The sequence below is a fragment of the Pseudonocardia sp. genome (assembly GCF_035305885.1).
Taxonomy (GTDB): domain Bacteria; phylum Actinomycetota; class Actinomycetes; order Mycobacteriales; family Pseudonocardiaceae; genus Pseudonocardia.
Genome location: NZ_DATGOP010000054.1, coordinates 1 through 19,869, shown reverse-complemented (window position 1 = coordinate 19,869; position 19,869 = coordinate 1). Strand labels below are relative to the sequence as shown.

The 19,869-nt window shown below is 72.2% G+C and carries 23 protein-coding genes and 1 tRNA gene; 13 read left to right on the top strand and 11 right to left on the bottom strand.

What is annotated here, in order from left to right; translation table 11 throughout:
• Window positions 1-183: 183 nt before the first annotated feature.
• On the bottom strand, window positions 184-786 hold the full coding sequence (locus tag VKZ81_RS10640; RefSeq protein ID WP_324241312.1) for a TetR/AcrR family transcriptional regulator: 603 nt from the start codon (window positions 784-786) through the stop codon (window positions 184-186).
• 107 nt (window positions 787-893) lie between these two features.
• Between VKZ81_RS10640 and VKZ81_RS10635 the strand changes: the two genes are divergently transcribed.
• On the top strand, window positions 894-1,307 hold the full coding sequence (locus VKZ81_RS10635) for a nuclear transport factor 2 family protein (protein ID WP_324241311.1): 414 nt from the start codon (window positions 894-896) through the stop codon (window positions 1,305-1,307).
• Window positions 1,304-2,155, top strand: a complete 852-nt coding sequence (locus VKZ81_RS10630) for an ergot alkaloid biosynthesis protein (protein WP_324241310.1) — start codon at window positions 1,304-1,306, stop codon at window positions 2,153-2,155. Before VKZ81_RS10635 ends, VKZ81_RS10630 begins: the two co-directional genes overlap by 4 nt.
• Here VKZ81_RS10630 and VKZ81_RS10625 read toward each other — a convergent pair whose 3' ends face one another.
• The 8 genes from VKZ81_RS10625 to VKZ81_RS10590 form a co-directional block, all read right to left on the bottom strand.
• Window positions 2,156-3,757 (bottom strand): AMP-binding protein, encoded by a 1,602-nt coding sequence (locus VKZ81_RS10625; RefSeq protein WP_324241309.1) that lies wholly within the window; start codon window positions 3,755-3,757, stop codon window positions 2,156-2,158.
• Window positions 3,754-5,592: an ABC transporter ATP-binding protein gene (locus VKZ81_RS10620; protein WP_324241308.1), complete on the bottom strand. Its 1,839-nt coding sequence runs from the start codon at window positions 5,590-5,592 to the stop codon at window positions 3,754-3,756. The genes VKZ81_RS10625 and VKZ81_RS10620 overlap by 4 nt, the downstream gene beginning before the upstream one ends.
• A complete protein-coding gene (locus tag VKZ81_RS10615) occupies window positions 5,589-6,458 on the bottom strand; it encodes an ABC transporter permease (protein WP_324241307.1) in 870 nt (289 codons plus the stop codon). The genes VKZ81_RS10620 and VKZ81_RS10615 overlap by 4 nt, the downstream gene beginning before the upstream one ends.
• Window positions 6,455-7,396, bottom strand: coding sequence for an ABC transporter permease (locus VKZ81_RS10610; protein ID WP_324241306.1), 942 nt, complete (start codon window positions 7,394-7,396; stop codon window positions 6,455-6,457). Before VKZ81_RS10610 ends, VKZ81_RS10615 begins: the two co-directional genes overlap by 4 nt.
• Before the next feature lie 101 nt (window positions 7,397-7,497).
• On the bottom strand, window positions 7,498-9,114 hold the full coding sequence (locus tag VKZ81_RS10605; RefSeq protein WP_324241305.1) for an ABC transporter substrate-binding protein: 1,617 nt from the start codon (window positions 9,112-9,114) through the stop codon (window positions 7,498-7,500).
• Window positions 9,115-9,209: 95 nt separating this feature from the next.
• Window positions 9,210-9,575, bottom strand: coding sequence for an alpha/beta hydrolase family protein (locus VKZ81_RS10600; RefSeq protein WP_324241304.1), 366 nt, complete (start codon window positions 9,573-9,575; stop codon window positions 9,210-9,212).
• 90 nt (window positions 9,576-9,665) lie between these two features.
• Window positions 9,666-10,382, bottom strand: a complete 717-nt coding sequence (locus VKZ81_RS10595; RefSeq protein ID WP_324241303.1) for an alpha/beta hydrolase — start codon at window positions 10,380-10,382, stop codon at window positions 9,666-9,668.
• Between the two features lie 212 nt (window positions 10,383-10,594).
• Entirely contained in the window at window positions 10,595-11,332 is a 738-nt protein-coding gene (locus tag VKZ81_RS10590; RefSeq protein WP_324241302.1) for an IclR family transcriptional regulator, read from the bottom strand.
• Window positions 11,333-11,528: 196 nt separating this feature from the next.
• Between VKZ81_RS10590 and VKZ81_RS10585 the strand changes: the two genes are divergently transcribed.
• The 5 genes from VKZ81_RS10585 to VKZ81_RS10565 are packed head-to-tail and all read left to right on the top strand — an operon-like array spanning window position 11,529 to window position 14,752.
• Window positions 11,529-12,443: a cyclase family protein gene (locus VKZ81_RS10585; protein ID WP_324241301.1), complete on the top strand. Its 915-nt coding sequence runs from the start codon at window positions 11,529-11,531 to the stop codon at window positions 12,441-12,443.
• Between the two features lie 11 nt (window positions 12,444-12,454).
• Entirely contained in the window at window positions 12,455-13,276 is an 822-nt protein-coding gene (locus tag VKZ81_RS10580) for an SDR family NAD(P)-dependent oxidoreductase (protein WP_324241300.1), read from the top strand.
• Window positions 13,273-13,992, top strand: a complete 720-nt coding sequence (locus VKZ81_RS10575) for a hypothetical protein (protein WP_324241299.1) — start codon at window positions 13,273-13,275, stop codon at window positions 13,990-13,992. The genes VKZ81_RS10580 and VKZ81_RS10575 overlap by 4 nt, the downstream gene beginning before the upstream one ends.
• Window positions 13,989-14,456: a DUF3830 family protein gene (locus VKZ81_RS10570; protein ID WP_324241298.1), complete on the top strand. Its 468-nt coding sequence runs from the start codon at window positions 13,989-13,991 to the stop codon at window positions 14,454-14,456. The genes VKZ81_RS10575 and VKZ81_RS10570 overlap by 4 nt, the downstream gene beginning before the upstream one ends.
• Window positions 14,453-14,752 carry a hypothetical protein gene (locus tag VKZ81_RS10565; protein ID WP_324241297.1) on the top strand — a complete coding sequence of 100 codons (300 nt, stop codon included), beginning with the start codon at window positions 14,453-14,455 and terminating at the stop codon, window positions 14,750-14,752. Before VKZ81_RS10570 ends, VKZ81_RS10565 begins: the two co-directional genes overlap by 4 nt.
• Window positions 14,753-14,912: 160 nt before the next feature.
• On the opposite strand, the gene VKZ81_RS10560 is transcribed toward VKZ81_RS10565, so the two are convergent.
• Window positions 14,913-15,233: a winged helix-turn-helix transcriptional regulator gene (locus VKZ81_RS10560; protein ID WP_414709359.1), complete on the bottom strand. Its 321-nt coding sequence runs from the start codon at window positions 15,231-15,233 to the stop codon at window positions 14,913-14,915.
• Window positions 15,234-15,293: 60 nt separating this feature from the next.
• Here VKZ81_RS10560 and VKZ81_RS10555 point away from each other — a divergent pair, with 60 nt between their 5' ends.
• From VKZ81_RS10555 to VKZ81_RS10545, 3 genes are all read left to right on the top strand, one after another.
• Window positions 15,294-15,935, top strand: a complete 642-nt coding sequence (locus VKZ81_RS10555; RefSeq protein ID WP_324241295.1) for an SDR family NAD(P)-dependent oxidoreductase — start codon at window positions 15,294-15,296, stop codon at window positions 15,933-15,935.
• Between the two features lie 115 nt (window positions 15,936-16,050).
• A complete protein-coding gene (locus tag VKZ81_RS10550; RefSeq protein ID WP_324241294.1) occupies window positions 16,051-16,227 on the top strand; it encodes a hypothetical protein in 177 nt (58 codons plus the stop codon).
• Between the two features lie 55 nt (window positions 16,228-16,282).
• The gene (locus VKZ81_RS10545; RefSeq protein ID WP_324241293.1) at window positions 16,283-16,663 is read left to right on the top strand and encodes a VOC family protein; all 381 of its coding nucleotides are present in this window, start codon (window positions 16,283-16,285) and stop codon (window positions 16,661-16,663) included.
• Between the two features lie 657 nt (window positions 16,664-17,320).
• Here the strand turns inward: VKZ81_RS10545 and VKZ81_RS10540 are convergent.
• Window positions 17,321-17,404, bottom strand: a tRNA-Leu gene (locus VKZ81_RS10540).
• Between the two features lie 71 nt (window positions 17,405-17,475).
• On the opposite strand from VKZ81_RS10540, the gene VKZ81_RS10535 reads away from it, so the two are divergent.
• The 3 genes from VKZ81_RS10535 to VKZ81_RS10525 form a co-directional block, all read left to right on the top strand.
• Complete coding sequence (locus VKZ81_RS10535) at window positions 17,476-18,792, top strand: M20/M25/M40 family metallo-hydrolase (RefSeq protein WP_324241292.1); 1,317 nt, start codon at window positions 17,476-17,478, stop codon at window positions 18,790-18,792.
• Complete coding sequence (locus VKZ81_RS10530) at window positions 18,792-19,562, top strand: SDR family NAD(P)-dependent oxidoreductase (protein ID WP_324241291.1); 771 nt, start codon at window positions 18,792-18,794, stop codon at window positions 19,560-19,562. Before VKZ81_RS10535 ends, VKZ81_RS10530 begins: the two co-directional genes overlap by 1 nt.
• Window positions 19,547-19,869: hypothetical protein (locus tag VKZ81_RS10525; RefSeq protein WP_324241290.1), on the top strand; the 323-nt coding region annotated here is incomplete at its 3' end. The genes VKZ81_RS10530 and VKZ81_RS10525, both read left to right, overlap by 16 nt.

Sequence of the window (19,869 nt, the reverse complement as noted above, 5' to 3'; positions counted from 1 at the left end):
GTGCTGACCCGGCGAACCGCACCGTCGACCAGATCCGGGTATGAGCCGACGATCGCGGCGCAACTCCGCAGGTCGTGGCCCGCCCGCCCGAGGCCGAAGGTCGACGACGGGGGGCGACGTGGGGGGCACGGTGATCGCAAAGCACGACACCGTGCCGGCGTTCTCCGTCTAGTCGCGACGGGCTCATGCACCGCCGGGCGGACGGAACGACAGGGTGTGCGTGGTGAAGGCCCGAAGGTTCGCGCGGATCTCGGCGTGGCTGCGCTTTTCCACGTCGACCAGGTGCCGGAGCAGGTCCGCGCGCACCGCGGCCAGCAGCACGTGGGCGACCCATCCGGCGTACCGGGGGTCGCCGCCCGATGCGGTGACGAGGTCGGTGAGGAGCTCGTGCACGGCCACGTAGTCGGCGGTCTCGTGCAGCCGGTGCGCGGGCGCACCCCCGCCCTCCAGGGCGATCATCAGGTGCGCGTTCTCGAGCTTGATCACCGCGATGGCGTCGATGATCGCGGCGATGCGCTCCCGCGGCGCACCCGACGGCCCGAGCGGCGGAGGGCCGTTCTCGATCTGGTCGCGCAACGGAGCCAGTCGTGCCGCGTAGAGATGCCTGATCAAGCCCGTCCGGTCGCCGAACCGGCGGAACAGGGTGCCCTTGCCCACGCCGGCGGCCGCCGCGATGTCGTCCATGGACACCTCGTGCGGATCGGTCGCGTCGGCGAAGAGCCGATCGGCGGCGTCCAGGATGGCCTGCCGGTTGCGGGCAGCGTCGGCCCGCTCCTTGCCCCTCATGTCGTGCCTCCACCCGCTTGTCAACCGGACCAGCGGTCCGTATGTTGAGGATATCCGGACCGACGGTCCGGATGCTACGACCATCACAACGGAAGGGCGACTCAGCGGTGACCGAGGACGAGATCCGGCAGGCCAACCTGGCCGTGATGCAGCGGTACCGGACGCTGCTGCTCGCCCAGCGGTTCGACGAGTGGATCGAGCTCTGGGCCGATGACGGGATCTGCGAGTTCCCCTTCGCCGCCGGGGACGGCCCGAAGCGGCTCGAGGGGAAGGCGGAGATCCTCGGATACATGACGCGGTTCCCCTCCAAGTTCTCGATCGAGGGCGTGGACCGGCTGCAGATCCACCAGTGCCTCGACCCGAACACCGTGATCGCGGAGCTGGCGATCCGCGGACGCGCGAGCGGGACGGGCAAGCCGTACAACCAGCAGTACGTCGTCGTGGCCCAGCTGCGCGACGGCAAGCTGGCCCACTACCGGGAGTACTGGAACCCCCTCGTCTCGGCGGAGGCCCTGGCGTGAGCGGGCCGGTGTTGGTGACCGGCGCGACCGGCAAGACGGGGCGTCGGCTGCTCGCGGCACTGCGCGGGCGTGGTGTGCCGGCGCGCGCGGCGTCGCGCCGGCCGGGGGAGGGCCGCGTCCGCTTCGACTGGACGGACCGCAGCACGTGGGACACCGCCGTCGAGGGGGTCGGCTCGGCGTACCTCGTGTCACCGAGCGGGGTCGCCGATCCGGCTCCGCTGATGATCGAGTTCGTCGAGGCGGCGATGGCGAAGGGCGTGGCCCGGTTCGTCCTGCTCAGCGCGTCGCTGCTGGCAGCGGGTGGGCCGGCCATGGGGCAGGTCCACCGGTGGCTCGCCGGGTCGGCCGCGGAGTGGGCGGTCCTGCGGCCGTCGTGGTTCATGCAGAACTTCTCGGAGGGGCCGCACCGTGCCACCATCCGCGACGAGCACGCGATCTACAGCGCCTCCGGCGCCGGACGCATCCCGTTCATCAGCGCCGACGACATCGCCGAGGCGGCCGCCGCGGTGCTGACGGCCGATCGGGCTCCCAACGCGGACTTCGTGCTCACCGGCCCCGAGGCGCTCGACTACGCCCAGGTGGCCGCGCGGATCGGCGCAGCGGTCGGGTTCGCCGTCACGCACAAGCCGGTGAGCGTGGAAGAACTCGTCGCCCGCCTCACGGCCGCAGGGCTCGGAGAGGCCCACGCGAAGGCCCTCGCGGCCATGGACGTGGCCATCGCCGGAGGCGCCGAGGATCGGACCACGCCGGATCTCCAGCGACTCATCGGGCGGCCGCCGATCGGATTCTCGAGCTTCGTGACCGACAACGTCGCAGCGTGGACGGATCGTCGGCCCGCCGGCAGATGATCAGCGTATGCCGGGGGCGGCTCGGCCCTCGGCTGCCACGCTCTCCCGGGCCCGCAGCTCCTTGCGCAGGATCTTGCCCGACGCCGACTTGGGGATCCGGTCGATGAACTCGACCACCCGCACCTTCTTGTGCGGCGCGATCCGTTCCGCGACGTACGTCATCACGTCGTCGGCGGTGAGGCCGGCGCCGTCCCGGCGCACGACGAACGCCTTCGGTACCTCCTCCCCCTCCGGGTCGCGCACGCCGATCACCGCGACGTCGGCGATGTCCTCGTGGGTCAGGAGCAGCGCCTCGAGCTCCGCGGGCGGCACCTGGTAGCCCTTGTACTTGATCAGCTCCTTGAGTCGGTCGACGATCCGGAAGTAGCCGTTCTCGTCGACGGTGGCGACGTCCCCGGTGTGCAGGAAGCCGTCGGCGTCGAGGGTCGCCGCGGTGGCCGCGGGGTTGTTCAGGTAGCCGGACATGACGTTCGGCCCGCGGACCCACAGTTCCCCGCGCTCACCGGGTCCGACCTCGCGGCCGGTCTCGGCGTCGACGAGCTTGCTCTCGACGTTGGGGAGCGCGTAGCCGACGCCGTTCAGGTCGTCGTTCGGGCGGCGTTCGTCCATCGAGTGGCTCACCGGCGAAAGCTCGGTCATGCCGTAGCCCTGCAGGACCACGCAGCCCAGCCTGCGGGCGACCGCGTGCCCGAGCTCGGCGTCGAGCGGGGCGGCACCGGAGAAGACGACGTCCACGCACGACAGGTCGTGCTCGTCGACCAGCGGGTGCTTGGCGAGGCCGACCGCGATCGGTGGGGCGATGTAGAGCCGGTTGAGCCGGTACTGCGTGACGACGCGCAGGAACTCCGCCATCTCGAAGCGCGGCATCGTGACGACCGTGGCCCGCCGGTGCAGGCTGTGGTTCATCAGCACCGTCATGCCGTAGATGTGGAAGAACGGCAGGACGGCGAGGACGCGGGTCGTCTCGTCCGTGGTCGCCACGGGGGCGAGCTGCAGCAGGTTCGCCACCAGGTTGCGGTGGGTGAGGATCACGCCCTTCGCCAGCCCGGTCGTGCCGGAGGAGTAGGGCAGAACCGCGGTGTCGGTGGGCCCGACCTCCAGGACGGGGGGCTCGGCGGTGCTCGACAGGAGGTCCGCGAGCGAGATGTGGCCGTCGACCGGGTCGAGGGTGACGACGGCGTCGGCGGGCAGCCCGGCCGAGGCGGCCGCCGCGGTGGCCCGGTCCACGAACGGGGATGCGGTGACCAGCATCCGCGCGCCGGAGTCGGCGAGCTGGTGGGCGAGCTCGGTGGGAGAGTAGAGGGAGTTGGCGCTGGTCACCACGCCGTTGGCGCGCAGCACGCCGTGGAACACCGCGACCCAGGTGGGCGAGTTCGGGGCGAACAGGGCCACGACGTCGCCTCGCCGCAGCCCGCGCCCGTGCAGCGCGGCGGCGATCCGGTCGACCATGGCGTCGAGCTGGGCGAAGGTCACCGCGGCCCCCGTCGATCCGTCGACGACCGCCGGGGCGTCGGCCCGGTCGCCGAAGCCGGCCCCGAACAGCAGCTCCGGCAGTGAGACCTCGGGGATCTCGACGTCGGGGTACGGGCTGCGGAGGCTCATGCGGGTTTTCCCCTTTCCAGCTCGGTTCCGGGGTCGGGACGAGGGCTGGGAACCGAGGCGACCAGGCGCTGCGTGTACGGGTGGCGGGGGTGGTCGAGGACGTCGCCGGTGGCGCCCTGTTCGACGATCTCGCCGTCCTTCAGGACGTAGATGCGATCGGTGACCTGCCGGGCGACGGCCAGGTCGTGGGTGATGAACACCAGCGAGAGCCCCAGCCGGACCTGCAGATCGCGCAGCAGGTTGAGGATGTGCGCCTGCACCGACACGTCGAGCGCGGAGACGATCTCGTCGCAGACCAGCACCCGGGGAGAGCGCGCGAGCGCTCGAGCGATCGCGACCCGCTGGCGCTCCCCGCCGGAGAGCTGGGCGGGCATCCTCCTGGCGTGGTCGCCGGACAGGCCGACCCGCTCCAGGAGCTCGTCGGTGCGCCGGTGGATGTCCTCGGCGCCGACCAACCGGAGCCCGTCCCGCAGGGCGGCTCCGATCGTGCGGTGCGGGTTGAGCGTGGAGTAGGGATCCTGGAAGGCCATCTGCGCGGTGGAGCGGACGACGGCCCAGTCGGCGGAGCTGAGGTGGCGCGAGGCCAGATCGACGCCGCCGACCTCGACGCTGCCGGAGCTCGGCCGGGTCAGGCCGACGAGCATGCGCGCCAGGGTGGTCTTGCCCGATCCGCTCTCACCGACCAGGCCGACGCTCTCGCCGGCGTGCACCTCGATGTCGGCCCCGGCGACCGCGACCCGTGGGCCGTAGGTGCGGCGCAGCGCCCGGGTGCGGATGAGAGCCCGGTCCGATGCGGCGCAGGCGACGGCGGGCTCGGGCGGCTCATCGGTGCGGGACGGCCGCAGCTGCTCGGTGAGCTCGTCGGCGCGGCGGCACCGCACCTGGTGATCGAGGTGCAGGACGGTCAGGGCCGGATGGTGGTCGTGGCAGTCGGCCTCGGCCCAGCCGCACCGCGGGGCGAAGCGGCAGCCGGCTGGACGCGCCCCGGGGGCGGGGACGGCACCGGGGATGCGGGCGAGCCGGTGCACCCGCCGGTCCAACGGCGGCTCGGTGCGGAGCAGACCCGCGGTGTACGGGTGGCGAGGGCGGTTCCGCACGTCCACGGGGCGGCCGGCCTCGACGATCTCACCCGCGTACATCACGTAGATCCGCGTGCACACCGAGAACGCAACCCGCAGGTCGTGCGTGATCAACACCAGGCCCATGCGATGACTGCGGGAGAGCCGTTCGAGCAGGTCGAGGATCTCCTTCTGCGTGGTGACGTCGAGCGCCGTCGTGGGCTCGTCGGCGATCAGGACGGCGGGGTTCTCCGCGATCGCCGCCGCGATCGCGACGCGCTGGCGCATGCCCCCGGACAGCTCGAACGGGTAGCGATCGGCCACGGCCGGATCGGCGATCCCGACCTCGGCGAGCCGGCGCACCGCTTCGTCCCGGGCCGCCGCCTTCCGCAGCCGCCGACCGTCCGGGCCACGCAGCGCGGCGGTGACCTGTGAGCCGCACCGTTCCAGCGGGTTGAGCATCGTGAACGGGTCCTGCATGACGAACGCGAGCTCGCTGCCGCGGAGGCGGCGACGCTCGGCGTCGTCGAGCAGCGACACGTCGCGATCCCCGATCCGAATGGTGCCCGAGGAGGCCAGCCCGCGGGGCAGCAGCGACAGCAGCGCCCGCGCGGTCAACGACTTGCCGCTGCCGGACTCGCCGACGATCGCCACGGCCTCTCCGGCGGGCACCTCGATGTCGACATCGGAGGTCAGCCCCACCGGTGCGCCGCCGCGTACGCCACGGACGGAGAGACCCGTCGCGACGAGGGCGGTCGGGCTGATCCGGCTCGTCATCGGGAACGTCCAGCCTGCTCGTAGCGGGTGTAGAGCCAATCGCCGAGCACGTTCGCCGACACGGCCACCGCGGCCAGGCACAGGCCGGGCGCGGCCGTGGAGAAGAAGTTCGCGCTCATGGTGGCGCGGTTCTCCGCCATCATCCGGCCCCAGTCGGACGCCCCCGGCGGCACACCCAACCCCAGGAACGACAGCGACGACAGATCGACGATGGCGAAGGTGATCTGCAGGAAGAAGCTGGTGATCACGAGTGGTCCGATGGCGGGCACGAGCTGGGTCAGCATGATGCGGGGCGTGGACACCCCGAGCGTCCGGGCCGCTTCGACGTAGGGGAGCGCAGCGCGCTCCATGACGGCCGCGCGCAGGACTCGCACGTTGGCCGGGAGGCCGAAGACCAGCAGCACGATGATCGACAGCCCGAACCCGCCCCCGGTGACGCCGACGATGACGATGGCGACCATCAGGGCGGGGATGGAGTAGAGGACGTCGACGACGCGGCTGATCACCGCGTCGACCCAGCCCCGGAGGTAGCCGGCGAGCACGGCCAGCGTCGTGCTGACCGCGATCGTTCCCGCGGCCAGCGCCAGCGGTGCCAGCACCGCGGTGCGCGCGCCGTCGATCAACCGCGACAGCACGTCGCGCCCGAGTGGATCGGTACCCAGCAGGTGCGCGGAGCTCGGCCCCTGGTAGGCGTCGCCGGGGCGGATCAGCGCCGGGTCGTGCGGAGCGAGCCCCGGCGCCACGACCCACACCGCGACCAGGCCCAGGAACAGCGCGGCCGCGGCCACCCCCGGCGGAACCCCCGGTCCGGCCAGGAAGCGCCGCGCCCGCGGCCGCCGCGCGAGGACGATCCCGGCCGGGCTCATCGGTCGACCTCCAGACCGCGGCGCATCCGCGGATCGACCGCGAGGCACAGCAGATCCACCACGAGGTTGACCACGACCACGGCCACGGCCACGACGAGGGTCACACCCTGGATCACGGGGATGTCGCGCGCGCCGATCGCGGTGACCAGCAACGTGCCCAGCCCGGGAAGGGCGAAGACCTGCTCGACGACGACCAGCCCGCCCAGCATGGCGATCAGCACCGCGCCGGAGAGCGTGATGGTTTGCACGGCGGCGTTGCGCAGCACGATCCGAACCAGGACGTAGCTCGTGGACAGCCCTCGTGCCCGGGCGAACGTCACCTGGTCCTCCTCGAGGATCTGCCCGATCCGCACCCGCGCGAAGCGGGTCGAGGACGCCAGCAGCACCAGGGTGGTGGTGAGGATCGGCAGCACCAGGTAGCGGGCGCGGTCGCCGCCGTCGCGACCGGCACCCAGCACCGGCAGCCAGTCGAGCTGGATGCCGAACACCCATGCCAACAGCAGCCCGGTCGCGAACACCGGGGTGCTGGCGGCCAGCACGGTCAGTGCGAGCACCACGCGGTCCAACCGGCTCCCGGCGCGCAACGCGGTGAACATCCCCAGCGCGGTGCCGGCGACGGCGGCCAGGAGCCACGAGATCAGCACCAGCGGGGCGGTCACCCCGGCGGCCTGGCCGATCGAGCGGGTCACCGGCTCGCGGCGCAGCAGGGACGTGCCCAGGTCGAGATGGGTCAACGCCCCGAGGTAACGCAGGTACTGCTGCCACAGCGGATCGTCGAGGCCGTACCGCGCGCGGATCGCGGCCAGCTGCTCGGGCGTGGCCTCCCGTCCGGCGAGCGCCTGTTCGGGCCCGCCCGGGGCGAGGTGCACGAAGAGGAACACGACGACCGTGACCGCCAGCAACACCGCGACCGCCCCGACCGAGCGGGTCGCGAGCATCCGCAGAGCGGGCGACCGGCCTCCGCGGCGGTGTGCGGCGGCAGCGCGGTCGGACGTGGCAGGGCCGGCGGTGTCGCGCGCGGCCTCGTTCCCGGTGGTGCTCATGGCGCCGCCGGGGTGACGTGCTCGGGCCAGCGGGTCATCCACCACAAGGTGTCGAAGTCGGTGACGGCGAAGTCGTCGCGCACGAAGCAGAACACCTTCGGGAACAGCAACGGCACGTACGGGACGTCCTGCTGGGCGGTCGAGAGCGCCTGCAGCAGCACCGCGGTCCGCTCCGGATCGGTCGGGCTCATGCTCTGGTACCGGTTGAGCAGATCCGTCACCGCAGGGTTCGCGTACTGGGCGATGTTGCCCAGGCTCCCGGGCATCAGCATGTTGCGCGGCATGTTCACCGGGTCCGGGGAGCTGCCGGTCCACGAGTCCACGACCATGCCGGGCGTGGAGTGTTCGGCGTAGACCGCGTTGAGGAAGGTCGCATCGTCCTGGGCGGTGACGGTCACCGTGATGCCGATCTCGGCCAGGTCCTGGCCGATGGTCTGCACGATCAGCGACTGGTTCGGATCGGACGACTGAACCGGGACCTCGACGGTGAATCCGTCGGGTCGGCTGGAGTGCGCCAGCGCATCCCGGGCCGCCGCGATGTCGTGCGTCAACCCGGCTTCCAGCTCCTGGTAGGCGGCGGCGACCGCGGCCGCGTCGGCGTTCCGCGCGGTGATCGACTCCGGGACCAGGGTCGGGGCGAGCTCGGCGTTGCCCCCGAACACGCCGTCGACCAGTGCCTGCCGGTCGATGGCATGCATGATCGCGCGCCGTACGGCCGGGTCGTCGAAGGGAGCCTTGGTGGTGTCGAACGCGATGCGGTAGACGGGCAGGTCGGGGCCTTCGTGCGAGGTGAAGCCCGGCAGGGCCTGGAACGAGCCGAGCTGGCCCAGCGGCGGGTTGTAGATCCCGTCGACCTCGCCGGACTGCAGGGCGAGCTGACGGGCCGAGTCGTCCTTGGGGGTCTCCAGCGTGATGGAGTCGTAGGTGGCCTTGGGGCCCCAGTACCCGGGATTCGGGACGAGGGTGGTGGTCGCGTAGGCGGTGAACGCGTCGAACACGTACGGCCCGGTGCCGATGTTCGGCACCGTGGAGGTGCCGACCTCATCGCCGTGGGCGGCGTAGTACGCCTTGCTCACGATCGGGGTCTTGGACACGGTGTAGGGGAACTGGGCGTCCGGTTCGGACAGCGTGACCGTGACCTGGTTCTCGCCGGTCACGTCCACCGAGGCGACGCTGCGCCAGTACGCGGCCGACACCGACTCCGCGTCCTCACCCATGTGCAGTTCGAAGGAGAACTTCACGTCCTCAGCGGTGAACGCGGTGCCGTCCGAGAAGGTCACCCCCGGTCGCAAGGTGTAGACGAACTGCGTCGGCGAGGGCTGCTCGACCTTCTCGGCGAGGTTCGGCGCGTTGGTCCCGTCCGGCTGGTACACCGTCAACGGCTCGTTGACCAGCAGGAGGCCCGACAGCGGCCACGCCGATACCTGGCGTGGGTCCCACACGCCCGGCGTGAAGGGCACCAGCAACCTCAGCGCGTGCGACTCGGTGCCTTCGCCGGACGAGCCGCACGCGGTCGCCAGCAGCGTCGCGGCGACGGTCAGCACGGCGACCACGGCGCGGCGCGCGCGGTGGCTCACCCCGGGGGTGGTCGGTGGCAGGCAGGTGGGCGTCATCGGAACCCTCTCGGACAAGGGGATGGGCGTCGGCGGCGCTGAGGTCGCCCCAGGGGTGCGAGCCCCGGCTTCCGTGGCGGGGTGGGCTGTGGCCGCTAGCCGCGGACGCGAACGCGGGGCAGCAGCTGCTGGTCGAGCCAGTCGCAGATGTGGCGCTGCGCGAGCGGCAGGGAGTCGAGCTGGCAGTGGGTGCAGCCGGGTTCTCCCGCGGGATAGGTGATCAGCGTGTGGTGGTCGCCCCGCAGGCGACCGAAGACGTCGTGGGCAGCAGCGACCGGTACCAGGACGTCGCTGTCGCCGTGCAGGATCAGCGTCGGACAGGTGATCCGCTCCGGCGCGCCGTCCAGGTTGAAGTCCGCGAGCTTGCTGCGGAGGTCGTGCGCGTCGGTTGCGCCGAAGGTGGCCATGAACTGCCCGAACCGCGGGTGGTCGCGCAACTCCTCGAACGAGGCGACCGACACCCCGGGGGACCCCCCACACGACGGTCGCGGCGATCCGGGGTTCGTAGGCGGCACCACGCACCGCGTAGAAGCCACCCAGGCTGGAGCCGATCAGGGCGATCCGGTCGGGTCGACCTCGGGCAGCAGCTCGAGGTGGTCGACCGCCGCCGAGAGCGCCGTCTCGAACCGGGTACGGGCGTAGATGCCGCGGCGGCGTGCCTCACCTTGTCCGGGCCAATCGAGCAGCAGGACCGTGTACCCGCGGGTCCCGAGCGCCTTGCCGATCTTGAGGTACATCTCCTCGCAGAAGGCGTCGATACCGCCGGTGACGGCCACCGCCGGTCCGGGTCGCCGTCCATCGCCACCGCGGACCAGGTAACCGGGCAGGCTGGCGCCCTCGAACGGGATCTCGACGACGTCGATCCGGAGGTCCTCCAGCTTCGCGGCGCGGCGGAAACAACGCCGGCTCTCCTCGACACCGGGCACGTCAGCGTCGCCGGCGAGGGCCATGAGCTGGCCGGCGATGCGGTGGTAGATCGCCGCGCGCAGCCACGCCTCCCGGGCGCTGATGAAGTGACCACCGGCGTAGGAGGTGTCCCCATCGCGTTCCACCCGTCGGGCGAGTGCGGAAAAGCCCTCGTACCAGGCGGTGTTGTCACCGACGGGCAGATCCCGCGCCACCGAGTGCACCTCGCTGAAGTCACCGCCCCCCACCGATGCGTAGCTGATCAACCGCATCGCCTGCGTGGACCACTCCAGGTGGTCCGGCCAGAGCATGAAGGCCCCGAACGGGGTGGTGGGGCGGGACGGGCTGGGGGCAGCAGGCATGGAACACGCTCCTCTCCGGCGTGCGGTGAGCTACCCGCGCCGGAATTCGGCGATCTGCGACGAGCTGCCTCGCCGACTGGCTGTCCACGTTGCGGGCAGCTCGTCCTCAATGTGGGCACAATCAGACGATGGAAGCCGCCCCGTGTCAAGGGGAGAATCCGGACGCGGCGTCAGGTGGCGGGGTGATCGTGCGGCTCGGGCGAGTCCGATGATCAGTCGCGATGGCCGAGCACGCGGGAGATCTCGGCGGCGGCGGCGAGCACTCGATCGATGTTGTCGCGGGTCCCGTCGCCCAGGACGGCAGGCCGCGGACCGCTCATGGAGATCGACGCGCGCACGGCGCCGGAGTGGTCGAACACCGGGGCGCCGATCGACGCGATGCCCGGGATGATGTCCTCGTCGGAGATCGCGTAGCCCTGCTCGCGGATGAGTTCCAACTGGGCGCGCAACCCCGCGGCTGTGATCTCGGTACGCGGGGTGAACTTCTCCAGCCGGCCGTGCCGGATGAACTCCTCCCAGAGTTCGCGCGGCTCGAACGCCAGCAAGGCGCGGACGTTCGCCCCGCCGTGCAGCGGGATCGTCCCGCCGACGGGAAGGATCATCACCCCGACGAGCTGGCCGTCGAGCCGCTCCAGGCAGACCCCGTTCAGCCCGCGCCGGACGGTCAGGAAGATCGTCTGCTTCGTGGCCCTGTGCAGCTCCTCCATCGCGGGCAGCGCGGCGGCGCGGACGTTCGCGAACCGGCCGGCGACGGCGCGACCGAGCGCGTAGAGGCGCATGCCGAGTTGAAAGGTCCCCGGTCGGGCGCCCGGCTCCACCAGGCCCTGGTCCTCCAGCGTGGCCAGCAGCCGGTAGACGGTGCTGCGTGGCTCGTCGACGGCGGCGCTGAGCGCGCCGGGGGTCTGCTCGCCCGCGGTCAGCGCCTCGAGCACGGCCACCGCCTTGGCCACGACCTTCACTGTCCCCTGGGGGGCCTCGCTGGGCATGTGCCGCCAGCCCTTTCGTCATCACGTGAACCAAATGTCCACATCGCGGACGGTAGGAGTCGGGCGGGGCGAACGTCAAACGCTCTTGACAAACGCCCGCGGCCGTCGGACGGTGTCCACACTACAGACGAATCGTCCACATCGTGGGCGAGGATGGATGATGACGCGGATGGGTCAGCAGTACGGCACCGTGCGACAACGCGCCTTGCCAGGGGTTTCCTACGTGCCCGCGGAGCTGGGCCGCGGCGCTCACCAGACCGGCGACGAGCTGCTCGCCGCGCTCAGCGTGCCCTCCGCCGGGCAGTTGTTCGATCTGGACGCCGGTCGGTGGCCGGGGATGCCGGTCCTGCCGGTCCACCCGCCGTTCGTGATGACCACCTACCGCACCCCCGGGCGGGCGGTCCGCACGCCCGATGCGGCCACCGAGACCGGTGTGACCACCGAGCTGATCGTCAGCTCGGCGCACACCGGCACCCACATCGACGCCCTGTGCCACGTCACCGAGGGCTCGAGGTGGTTCGGCGGCGGTCTGGATGCCGAGCACCTCGGCGACTTCGGGCCGACGCTGGCCGAGGCCTCGTCCATCCCCCCGTTCCTGTGCCGGGGCGTGCTGCTCGACGTCGCGGCGTTGCGCGGCGTCGAGGCGCTCCCGGCAGGCGAGCGGATCACCGCCGAGGACCTGCGGGCCGCGGCCGATCGTCAGGGGGTCGAGCTGCGTCCCGGTGATGCCGTGCTGATCCGCACCGGCTACATGGCGGTGTGGGGTGACGACGCTCGTCGCGACGCCCACTACGCCGCCGGCCCCGACACGAGTGCGGGCCGGTTCCTCGCCGAGAGCGGGGCGGTCGTCGTCGGGTCCGACACCGAGAACTTCGAGTGCCTTCCAGCGGCCTCGGGGGAGGAGTTCCTGCCCGTGCACCGACATCTGCTCGGCGAAGCCGGTGTCCACATCATCGAGCTGCTCTATCTCGAACAGCTGGCCCGAGCCCGACTGCGGGAGTTCCTGTTCGTGTGCCTGTCGCTGCGGATGCGCGGCGCCACCGGCTCGATGGTGCGGCCGGTGGCAGTCGCATGAGCGGCGGTGGCATGAGCGGCGCGGACGGCGCGCAACCCCGCGACCCGGGGACGGACGCTCCCCGCGCACAACGGTTCGTCGGGCGGACGGCGCTGGTCACCGGCGCCAGTTCCGGCATCGGCGCAGGTGTGGCGCGACGGCTCGCGGCCGAGGGCGCCACCGTCATCCTCCTCGGACGGGACGAATCGCGGCTGGCGCAGGTGCGGGCCTCGTTGACCGGCCAGGATCGGGCACACCGGACCGTCACGGCCGAACTCGGCGATCCCGCCTCGATCACCGCGGCCGCCCAGGCCGTGCGGGACGCCGGCAAGCTGCACGTGCTGGTGCACTCCGCCGGCGTGTTCGGACCACAGCCGTTCGCCGAGATCTCGGTCGAGACGTTGGATCGCGTGTGGGCGGTGAACGTCCGCGCGCCGTTCCTGCTCACGCAGGCGTTGCTGCCGATGCTGCGACGCGGATCCGCGATCGTCTTCGTCTCCTCGGTCTCCGGGCGCGTCGGCATGATCGGGCAGAGCGCCTACGGAACCAGCAAGAGCGCCGTGGACGGTCTGGCCCGCACGCTCGCCGTCGAGCTCGCCCCCGACGGCATCCGGGTCAACGCCATCGCCCCGGGTTACACGGCCACTCCCATCAACGCCCACCTGCGGGCCCAGCCCGGCCGCACGGAACAGCTCGAGGCGGCCATCCTCGCCGGGCGGCTCGGTCAGGTCGACGACATCGCAGCCTCGATCGCGTTCCTCGCCTCCGACGAGGCCGGGTTCGTGCACGGCATCACGTTGGCCGTCGACGGCGGGTACCCGACCTCGCACATCCAGACCGGACGGCCGGCATGACGACGTTCTCGATCGTCTCGGCGAACGTGAGCGCCGCCGCTGGTGCCGCCGAGGACACGTTCGTCACCTGGTGGGCCACCGAGCACCAGCCGGAGTGGGTCGCCCTCGACGGCTTCCGCCGCGGCTGGTTCCTGCGTCGCATCGACCACCGCGCCGAGCTCGGGCCCCAGCCCCAGCGGTACTCGGCGGTCTACGAGGTCGACGGGCCCGCCGCGTTCAACGCCGCCCTCCTCGCCGGGCCGCCGTGGGGGCCGTGGCAGGACCACGTCGACGACTGGTTGATCGACTGGACCCGCACCTACCGCGACGTTCTGACCACGGTCGAGGTCGTGCCCGGCGATGGCGGTTACTGGGCCACCGTCGGCGTCGACCTCGATCTCCCCGACGGCGCACTCGCCGAGTTCAACCGCTGGTACGACACCGTCCACCTGCCGCAGATCGTCTCCGCACCCGGGATGCGCCGGGCCTGGCGCCTGCAGCTGTGCCCCGAGCCGGGTCGACCCGGACACCTCGGCCCACCCGGGCGCCGGTTCCTCGCCATCTACGAGACCGACGGTCCCGACGACTTCGCCGAGGCCCGCGAGGCCCGCCTGCGCGCCGGCGCCGTGGCCTGGGACGAATGGGCGCCCCACGTGCGCGAGTACGGGGTGTCGATCTACGAGGTGCGCCACCGGGTGGTGGCGACCACATCGAGCACGAGGCAGGAGAACCGATGAGCGCTGCCGACGACTGGTGGTTCCAGCGGTCGTGGAACGGCTTCCGGGTCGGGACGGCCACGGCGCGCCTGGAGTGGGACGGCGGCTTTGCCGCCGTGCGCCTCTACGACGAAGGGGTGCCGCGCACCGTCGCCGCCATCCAGGCGCTGCTGCCGATCGCCATGCCGTTCGTCCACGCGGCGTGGAGCGGCGAGATGGTGATGGGCGCCGAGACCGTCGAGCTGGACAACGACGAGCCGGAGAACGCGGTCCGGCTGGTCCGGCCGGGCGATCTGACCTGGGACCACAAGTACGGCGAGCTCTGCGTGGTGTACGGCGACGCCGAGTGCCGACTGCCGTCCGGGCCCAACACCGTGACCGTCTACGGCGAGGTCAGCGATGGTCTCGACGCCGTCGCCGACTTCTGCCGGCGGCGCCGCTTCGAGGGCGCCGGCGTCCTGCGTCTGACCGGGGTGTCGGCATGAGCACGGCCGAGTGGCTGTTCGTCGTCGACGTGACCGTCGCCGCCGAGGTCGAACACGAGTGGAACGCCTGGTACGACGACGAGCACCTGCCCGCCATCGCGGCGTGCCCCGGCGTCCTGTCCGCCGACCGCTACGTCTCCGACACCGGCGGCGGCCGCCGCTACCTCACCCTCTACGCGCTGGAGGGCCCGGCCGCGCTCGATACCGCCGAGTTCCGCGCTGCTCGCGGCTGGTACCGGTTCACCCCCCACGTCCAGGCCACGGTGCGGCTGTACCACCACCGATCCCGACGCTGAAACGCCCTGGGTGACCGAGGCCCCGCCGGCTGGGCGAACTCATCACGCCGCAGCCCCTCTGGTACGGCTGTCCGCGCGACGCCAGGCTCTCGGCGACGAGGACCGAGGCGATGACGTCCTCGTGCCGCCGCCGCTCGCCAACGCGTCCACTCGGTGGACATCAGGTTGCGGTGGCGGTGCGCGCCCGGTGTTCGCGGATCTGGCTGTGGTCTGCGACCCAAGTGATCAGGGACGTGACGATCTGGTGGAGGCTGCGACCCAGGGGAGTGAGGGCGTACTCCACACGCGGCGGCACCTCCGCGTAGGCCGTCCGGGTCACCAGGCCGTCCTGCTGGAGCTGGCGCACGGTGAGGGTGAGCATCCGCTGGGAGATCCCGGGGACCTCCCGCTGCAGATCGGTGTAGCGCATCGGGCCGGCCTCCAGGACCGCGATCACCAGCATGCTCCACTTGTCGCCGATCCGGTCCAGCCTGATCCCCACCCCTGCCGGGCGTCCGAGTCCCGCATGTCCGGGCGGTCCCGACACGAAAGAGACCTGAGTGTGCCCACTCTCGCCATCGTCGGCGCCGGCCCCGGCATGGGCCTGGCCATCGCCCGCACCTTCGGCCGCCGCGGCTTCGACGTAGCCCTGGTCGCCCGCACCAAGGAGCAGCTGGACGCACTGGCCGACCAGCTCGGCCGGGAAGGCGTCGCTGGACGCGGCCAAGGCCCGCGTCGGCGGCATCGACGTACCGGAGTACTCGCCGGCCCCGCAGTACCCGCGGTGCCGGGCTTCACCTCGGCCGCTCCGTCGGAGGTCGCGGTGGACAACCTGCAGCCGCAGATCGAGTACAGCTTCTACGGCGCCGTCACGGCCGCCCAGGCGGTCCTGCCCGCCATGCGAGAGGCCGGTACCGGGACCCTGCTGTTCACCACCGGCGGCGGCTCCGTGGACCCGGTCCCGATGCTGGGCAACATCAACGCAGCCCAAGCGACCCTGCGCAACTGGGTGATCAACCTGAACGAGGAGTTGGACGGCAGCGGCGTGTACGCCGGCCACGTGGCGATCGGCGTCTGGGTCGGCGGGGGCGCTGTCGGCGGCGCGCCGGTGGGCTTCCCGACGGCCACGCCCGAGCAGATCGCCCCCCTGCACTGGGACCTGCACGAAAACCGCGACCGTCCCGAGGCCGTCTTCGCCGCCTGACGGCCGGCCCTCGCGCTCGCAGCCTCTGACCCGACACCATCCGGAAACCGGGATCAGAGATCACTAGCCCGGATCCTTCGTCGGTGTTCCGCACGCTGCACATGGCGCGGCTGCGGTGGGAGAGCGACCGGTCCGGCGCGACGGCCGGGCGATCCTCGACCAGGAGCGCGAGGCCGGCGTCCGGAGCACCGCCGCGCCCGTCCGCGACGCCGCCGGCCTCGACGACGTACGTCCGGCCCTCCAGAACGCGGTATCGGCGATCGGGAAGGATCTGGCCTGCCGCCCGCGGTGATCACCGGCACGGACGGTGGCACACCGCTCTTCCTCGGACTGCAGGGGGTTCACGCATGAAGGTTCTCGCCACGTTCGCACGGCTCTACGTCGCCGAGCTCGACCCGGCGCTCGACATGCTCGCATCGCTCCTCGACGAGCGCCCCGCCAACCGGTTCTCCTACGGTGAGCTCGAGCTGGCGACCGTCGGCTCGGTGCTCGTCATCGCCGGCCCCGACGAAGCGCTCCGCCCGTACCGTGACACCCAGGCCACCATGATCGTCGACGATCTGGACGGCGTCATCGCCTTCCTGGCCGAGCACGGCGCCGCCGTCGTCGACGGGCCGGCCGACGTGCCGACGGGGCGCAACCTGACGGCGCGTCACGCCGACGGCGCCGTCGTCGAATACGTCCAGCTCGCGGCCGGTGCCGCGGCGGGAGGGACCGACAACGGGTAGCGGGTGGCACCTCGGGAACTCGACGAACACGGTCCGGTCACTGCGGGGACGCTGCGTGAGTGCACGCGCCACCGGGGCCGGGTCATGTGGTTCCCGCTGACCATATCTGTCGCCGCCCATCGGGTCAGACCCCTCGTGAGCCAGCAGCTCGTCGAGCGTGGCGGGTGCGTAGATGATCAGCATCTGCCGCACGGGGACGGCCGCGAGCAGAACGCGATCACCGGTGGCGAGCCGCGGCGGGCAGTCAGAGGAAGCGGTGGTCCTTCACAACCGTCTAGCTCTCGGTGGCTCGGCTCAGGCGTGAGGTGGTGGCGGGTGAGGTGATCGTGCAGCGTGGTGCCGGGGGCCCAGCCCAGTGCGGCGCGCACCGCGCGATCGGCGATCCGCCCGCCACGGTCGAGCGCGGACATCCCGTAGGCGGTGGTCGCGGTGCGTGCACGTGGTGGCTGGGGTAGCGGCAACCCGCGTCGAGAAGCAGGGGCCACCCGCGTTGGATGTGCCGCCTCGCCGCTGGACGTCCGGCCTGTGGGAAGCAGAGGCACGATGGCGGCGCCGGTCACGCCGGCCACCCGCCACGCGAGCACGGCCGCTACGGCCGCGTGTTCAGGCGCGTTCTGACACTGGTGCGCAGTTCGCCGCAGGTGTGCGACGTCTGAGTGTCCGAGGGGGGACTTGAACCCCCACCCCCTACTCGGGGACTAGCACCTCAAGCTAGCGCGTCTGCCATTCCGCCACTCGGACTTGCTGGAGGAAGGATAGCCCACACCCTCCGAACCTCCGCGACGGGTCCTCCCAGTGGTAGGAAGATCCGCGTGACCAGCCAAGGAGCAGCCGAGGACGAGGTCGTCGAACTGACGTCCGAGCTCATCCGCATCGACACGACGAACACGGGTGACCTCGAGACGACCAAGGGGGAGCGGGAGGCCGCCGAGTACGTGGCGGCGAAGCTCACCGAGGTCGGGTACGAGGTCGAGGTGCTCGATTCGGGGGCGCCGGGTCGGACGAACGTGTTCTGCCGGCTGCCGGGGGCGGATCGGTCGCGGGGAGCGCTGCTGGTGCACGGCCACCTGGACGTGGTGCCGGCCGATGCGTCGGAGTGGTCGGTGCACCCGTTCTCGGGGGCCGTGCAGGACGGCTACGTGTGGGGCCGGGGCGCGGTCGACATGAAGGACATGGTCGGCATGACGCTCGCGGTCGCGCGCCACTTCAAGCGGGCCGGGGTGGTGCCGCCGCGGGACATCGTGTTCGCGTTCGTCGCCGACGAGGAGGCGGGCGGGTCGTACGGGGCGCAGTGGCTGGTCAAGCACCGGCCCGACCTGTTCGAGGGCTGCACCGAGGCGGTCGGCGAGGTGGGCGGGTTCTCGCTCACGCTCGGCGAGGACCAGCGGGTCTATCTGATCCAGGCGGCCGAGAAGGGCCTCGCGTGGATGCGGCTGCGGGCGCGGGGCAAGCCGGGGCACGGGTCGTTCCTGCACGACGACAACGCCGTCACGCACGTCGCGGAGGCGGTGGCGCGGCTGGGCAACCACACGTTCCCGCTGGTGCTCACCGACACCGTCCGCGCGTTCCTCGAGCAGATGTCCGAGCTGTCCGGGATCGAGTTCCCCGAGGACGACCTGGAGGGGGCGCTCGCCAAGCTCGGGCCGCTGTCGCGCCTGGTCGGGGCGACGCTGCGCGACACCGCCAACCCGACGATGCTCTCGGCCGGCTACAAGGCCAACGTCATCCCGTCCACGGCGGAGGCGGTGGTGGACTGCCGCGTGCTGCCCGGCCGGGAGGAGGCGTTCCTGCGGGAGGTCGACGAGCTGATCGGCCCCAACGTCACGCGGGAGTGGATCCAGAACCTGAAGGCGGTCGAGACGCCGTTCGAGAGCGCGCTCACCGACGCGATGGTGGCCGCGCTGCGGGCGGAGGACCCGACGTCGAAGACGGTGCCGTACATGCTCTCCGGCGGCACGGACGCGAAGTCTTTTTCCGACCTGGGCATGGAGTGCTACGGGTTCGCCCCGCTGCGGCTGCCGCCGGACCTGGACTTCGCCTCGCTGTTCCACGGCATCGACGAGCGGGTGCCGGTGGACGCGCTGCGGTTCGGCACCCGGGTGCTCGACCGGTTCCTGCGGAGCTGCTGATGGACCTCACGGGCAAGGCAGCCCTGGTCACCGGCGGCGGGTCCGGGATCGGCGCGGCCGCGGTGCGGCGGCTCGCGGCGGCCGGGGCGCGGGTCGCGGTGGCCGACCTGGACGCGGACGCGGCGGGTGCGCTGGCCGAGGAGGTCGGTGGGCTCGCCCTGCCCGGCGACGTCTCGGAGCCCGAGCGCATGCCCGTGCACGTCGCCGCCGCCGAGGACGCGTTCGGCCGGCTGGACGTGGTGCTGCTCAACGCGGGCGTGACCGCGGGCCAGTCCGGCGTGGAGGACCTCGACCTCGCCGGCTACCGGCGGATCGTCGGCGTGAACGTCGACCACGTCGTGTTCGGGCTGACCGCGGCCGTGCCCGCGCTGCGGCGGGCGGGCGGCGGCACGGTGGTCGCGACGGCCTCGCTCGCCGGGCTCGTGCCCATGCCGGGGGATGCGCTGTACACGATGACCAAGCACGCCGTGGTGGGGTACGTGCGGGCCGCGGCGCCCGTGCTCGCCGGCGACGGGATCCGGGTGAACGCGGTGTGCCCGGGGTTCGCCGACACCCCGCTGATCGCGCGCGCGAAGCCGCAGTTCGGCGACTTCCCGCTGCTCTCGGCCGAGGACGTGGCCGCGGCGATCGACGCCGTGCTGGAGCGGGGCGAGCCGGGGGAGTGCTGGTTCGTCCAGCCCGGCCGCGACCCCGCCCCGTACGGGTTCCGCGGCGTGCCCGGGCCGGCGGGCGGGGCACGCCCGCCGGGGGTGACGTGGGCCGACCACTGACGGTGGAGCGCCTGCTCACCACCGTGGACGTCGACGACGCGGTCGCGGACGACGGCCGCGTGTCGGTGCGGGCGCGCCACGAGGCGGTGCTGGCGGACGGCGGCCGGGTCCTGCTGCTCGACGACCGCGGCTGGGGAACGTCGGCCCCCTGGGCGGCGACGACGGCGGCGGACGTCGAGCAGACCGCGCGGGTGGTGGTCGGTCCCGACGAGCCGGCGCCGGGGGGCACCTGGGAGGAGTCGTGCGCCGGGTACTGGGCCCACCTCGGCCGCCGGCTGCGGGAGCGCGGCGTGCCCGCCGATCCCGC